The organism is Streptomyces sp., assembly GCF_031178505.1.
GTDB lineage: Bacteria > Actinomycetota > Actinomycetes > Streptomycetales > Streptomycetaceae > Streptomyces > Streptomyces gulbargensis.
In genome coordinates, this window is the sequence record NZ_JAPSIW010000735.1 from 1 (window position 1) to 3,441 (window position 3,441).

Below are 3,441 nucleotides of genomic sequence, written 5' to 3' on the forward strand. Positions count from 1 at the left end.
CCCTCTCCTTCGCCTCGTACAGCGCCCTGCTCAAGCGCAGGCCCGAGGGGATCGACCCGCTCGCCTTCCTCTTCGCCACCTTCCTGCTCGGCACGCTGATGCTCGCCCCCGCCTACGGCGTCTCCCTTGCCGTCCAGGGCGGCTTCCCCCTCACCCCCGGCACCGCGGGACCCCTGCTCTACGTCGGCGTCCTCTCCTCCGCCGTCGCCTTCTTCGCCTGGAACCGGGCGATCTCCCTGATCGGAGCCGCCCGCGCCGGCGTCGTCTACTACCTTCAGCCCGTCTGCGTCGCCCTCCTCTCCGCCGCCCTCCTCGGCGAGCGGCTCGGCCTCCTCGGCGGCGTCAGCATGGCGCTCATCCTCGGCGGAGTCGCCCTCAGCTCCGCCCGGTAGGTTGCGGCCATGACCGAGTGGGACATCAAGAAACTGCGCATCCTGCGCACCCTCCGCGACCGCGGCACCGTCACCGCCACCGCCGAGGCGCTGCGCATGACCCCCTCGGCCGTCTCCCAGCAGCTCACCAACCTCGCCCGGCAGCTCGGCGTCCCGCTCCTGGAGGCCCACGGCCGGCGCGTCCGGCTCACCGACGCCGCCCACCTGGTCCTGCGGCACGCCGAGGCCGTCTTCGCCCAGCTGGAACGAGCCGGAGCCGAACTCGACGCGCACGTCCGGGGCGAGGCGGGCCGGTTCCGGATCGCCGCCTTCTCCACCGCCGTGCCCGCCCTGGTCGTCCCCGCCGTGCAAAGCCTGCGCGCCGACCACCCCGGCCTCGACGTCCGCGTCCACGAGGCCGAGGCGGCCGAGGCGTACGAACTCCTGGCCGGCGGCGAGGCCGACCTGGCGCTCTCGCTCGCCGCCCACGCCCCCACCGCCCGCGACCCCCAGTTCGGCCGGATCCCGCTGCTCGCCGACCCCCTCGACGTCGCCCTGCCCGCCGGGCACCCGCTCGCCGAGGCCCCCGGCCTGCGCCTCGCCGACCTATCCGGCGAGCCCTGGATCTTCGGCGGCTCCGGTCCCTGGTCCGAGATCACCACCGCCGCCTGCGAGGCGGCCGGCTTCGTCCCCGAACAGGCCCACAGCGCCGCCGGCTGGACCGCCATCCTCGCCATGGTCGAGGCCGGGATGGGGGTCGCCCTCGTCCCGCGCATGGCCTCCGCCGAACGCCGGGGCGGCCCCGGCTCCGGCGTCGTCATGCGGGTCCTCGCCGCCGACCAGCCCCGCCGCCACGTCGTCGCGGCCGTCCGGCGCGGGGCCGAGGAAGGCCCGGCCGTGGCGCGGGTCCTCCACGCGCTGCGGCTGGCCGCCGACCGGCGCGAGACCGCCCACTGACGGCCGGCCGGAGCCCTCCCACCTTTCGAAGAATCTGAACAGCACCGTCGAAAACATTCGATGGACCTCCGGTGCCGGGCGCGGGAGAGTCGGACCATGACGACCTCCGCGGGGAACACCGCCCCCGAGAACCAGGACCCGCACGCCAACGACGCCGCCCCCTACTCCGGAGGCGACCCCTACGCCGACTACCGCGCCGGTGACTTCCCCTTCACCGAGCTCGTCGACCTGGCCGACCGCCGTCTCGGCGCCGGGGTCGTCGCCGCCAACGACGAGTTCTTCGCCGAGCGCGAGAACCTCCTCGTCCGCGAACGGGCCGTCTTCGATCCGGAGCACTTCGGCCACAAGGGCAAGATCATGGACGGCTGGGAGACCCGCCGCCGCCGGGGCGCCGACGCCGAGCACGTCTTCCCCGCCGCCGACGACCACGACTGGGCGATCGTCCGCCTCGGCGCCCCCGGTGTGATCCGCGGCATCGTCGTCGACACGGCCCACTTCCGCGGCAACTACCCGCAGCGGGTGAGCGTCCAGGCCACCGCCGTCGAGGGCTCGCCCGGCCCGGCGGAACTCCTCGACGCGAAGTGGGAGGAGCTCGTCCCGCCCACCCCCGTCCGGGGCCACGCCGCCAACGGCTTCACCGTCGACAGCGAGCGCCGCTGGACCCACATCCGGCTCTGCCAGCACCCCGACGGCGGCATCGCCCGCCTCCGCGTCCACGGCGAGGTCGTCCCCGACCCCGAGTGGCTGGAGCTCCTCGGCACCCTCGACCTGATCTCCGTCCTCAACGGCGGTGTGTACGAGGACGCCTCGGACAAGTTCTACTCCTCGCCCACCCAGATCATCCTGCCCGGCACGTCCCGCAAGATGGACGACGGCTGGGAGAACCGCCGCCGCCGCGTGCGGGGCACCAACGACTGGGTCCGCTTCCGCCTCGCCGCCCAGGGCGCCGTCCGCGCCGTGGAGATCGACACCGCCTACCTCAAGGGCAACTCGGCCGGCTGGATCGCCCTGCACGGCCGCAACGGCGAGACCGGCGAATGGTTCGAGATCATCCCCCGCACCCGCCTGCAGCCCGACACCCCGCACCGCTTCAAGCTCCCGGCGCAGGCCGTCGTCACCCACGTCCGCCTCGACGCCTTCCCCGACGGCGGCGTCGCCCGGATGCGGCTCCACGGCACCCTCACGGAGCAGGGCGCGGCCGACCTGCGCACCCGCCACGAGCGCCTGAGCGGCTGACGGCCCAGGGGCCCGAGACCTCCGCCCGGCGGCGCGGCCGCGCGCCGACGCCCGTCCGCCGGGCGGATTCCAGACACGGCAGAAGGGGCGCCCCCGGGGGGAGGCGACCCTTCTGCCGCACGGCGAAACGCCGGACGGCGGTCCGCTAGACGGCGGCGGCCGCGTCCGCCGCCTGGGCCCTCAGGGCCCGCTCCACACCCGCGCGGCTCTCCGTCACCAGACGCCGCAGCGCCGGCACCGGCCGGTGCTCCGCGATCCACGCGTCCGTGGCGTCCAGCGTCTCCTGGGACACCTGAAGCGTCGGGTAGAGCCCGACCACGATCTGCTGGATCATCTCGTGGCTCCGGGTCTCCGCGACCCGCTTGATCGAGGCGAAGTACTTCTCCGTGTACGAGGCGAGCAGCTCACGCTGGTCGGGCTGGACGAACCCGGCGATCACCGCCTCCTGCACCGCGTTCGCCAGCTTGTCGTCCTCGACGACCGACGCCCAGGCCTCCGCCTTCGCCGCCTCCGTCGGACGGGCCGCCCGCGCCGTGGCCGCGTGGCGCTCGCCCGCCGCCGTCCGGTCGCGCTCCAGCTCGGCGGCGATCTCCGACTCGTCGTAGACGCCGGCCGCGGCCAGCCGCTGCACGAACGCCCAGCGCAGCTCGGTGTCGACGGCGAGGCCCTCGATCGTCTCGCGGCCCTCCAGGAGGGCGGCCAGCAGGTCGAGCTGCTGCGGGGTACGGGCGGTCGCGGCGAAGGCCCGCGCCCACGCCAGCTGGTGGTCGCTGCCCGGCTCGGCCGCCTGGAGGTGCGCCAGGGTCGCCTCCGTCCAGCGCGACAGGCCCGTCTCCCGCCACTCCGGCGCCGCGTACAGCTCCAGGGCGGCCTTCAC

The 3,441-nt window shown here is 74.9% G+C and carries 4 protein-coding genes; 3 read left to right on the plus strand and 1 reads right to left on the minus strand.

Features of this window, described 5'->3' with window-relative positions:
* The 3 genes from RIF68_RS31390 to alc form a co-directional block, all read left to right on the plus strand.
* The coding region (locus tag RIF68_RS31390; protein WP_309054657.1) for a DMT family transporter at positions 1 to 392 on the plus strand (392 nt) is incomplete at its 5' end.
* 9 nt (positions 393 to 401) lie between these two features.
* Complete coding sequence (locus RIF68_RS31395) at positions 402 to 1,328, plus strand: LysR family transcriptional regulator (protein WP_309054658.1); 927 nt, start codon at positions 402 to 404, stop codon at positions 1,326 to 1,328.
* 96 nt (positions 1,329 to 1,424) lie between these two features.
* Positions 1,425 to 2,564 carry an allantoicase gene (gene alc, locus RIF68_RS31400; protein ID WP_309054659.1) on the plus strand — a complete coding sequence of 380 codons (1,140 nt, stop codon included), beginning with the start codon at positions 1,425 to 1,427 and terminating at the stop codon, positions 2,562 to 2,564.
* 145 nt (positions 2,565 to 2,709) lie between these two features.
* Here alc and RIF68_RS31405 read toward each other — a convergent pair.
* Positions 2,710 to 3,441: ERAP1-like C-terminal domain-containing protein (locus RIF68_RS31405; protein WP_309054660.1), on the minus strand; the 732-nt coding region annotated here is incomplete at its 5' end.

Coding starts and splice junctions, on each gene's coding strand:
- RIF68_RS31395 (WP_309054658.1), top strand. CDS start 402: ATGACCGAGTGGGACATCAAGAAACTGCGCATCCTGCGCACCCTCCGC.
- alc (WP_309054659.1), top strand. CDS start 1,425: ATGACGACCTCCGCGGGGAACACCGCCCCCGAGAACCAGGACCCGCAC.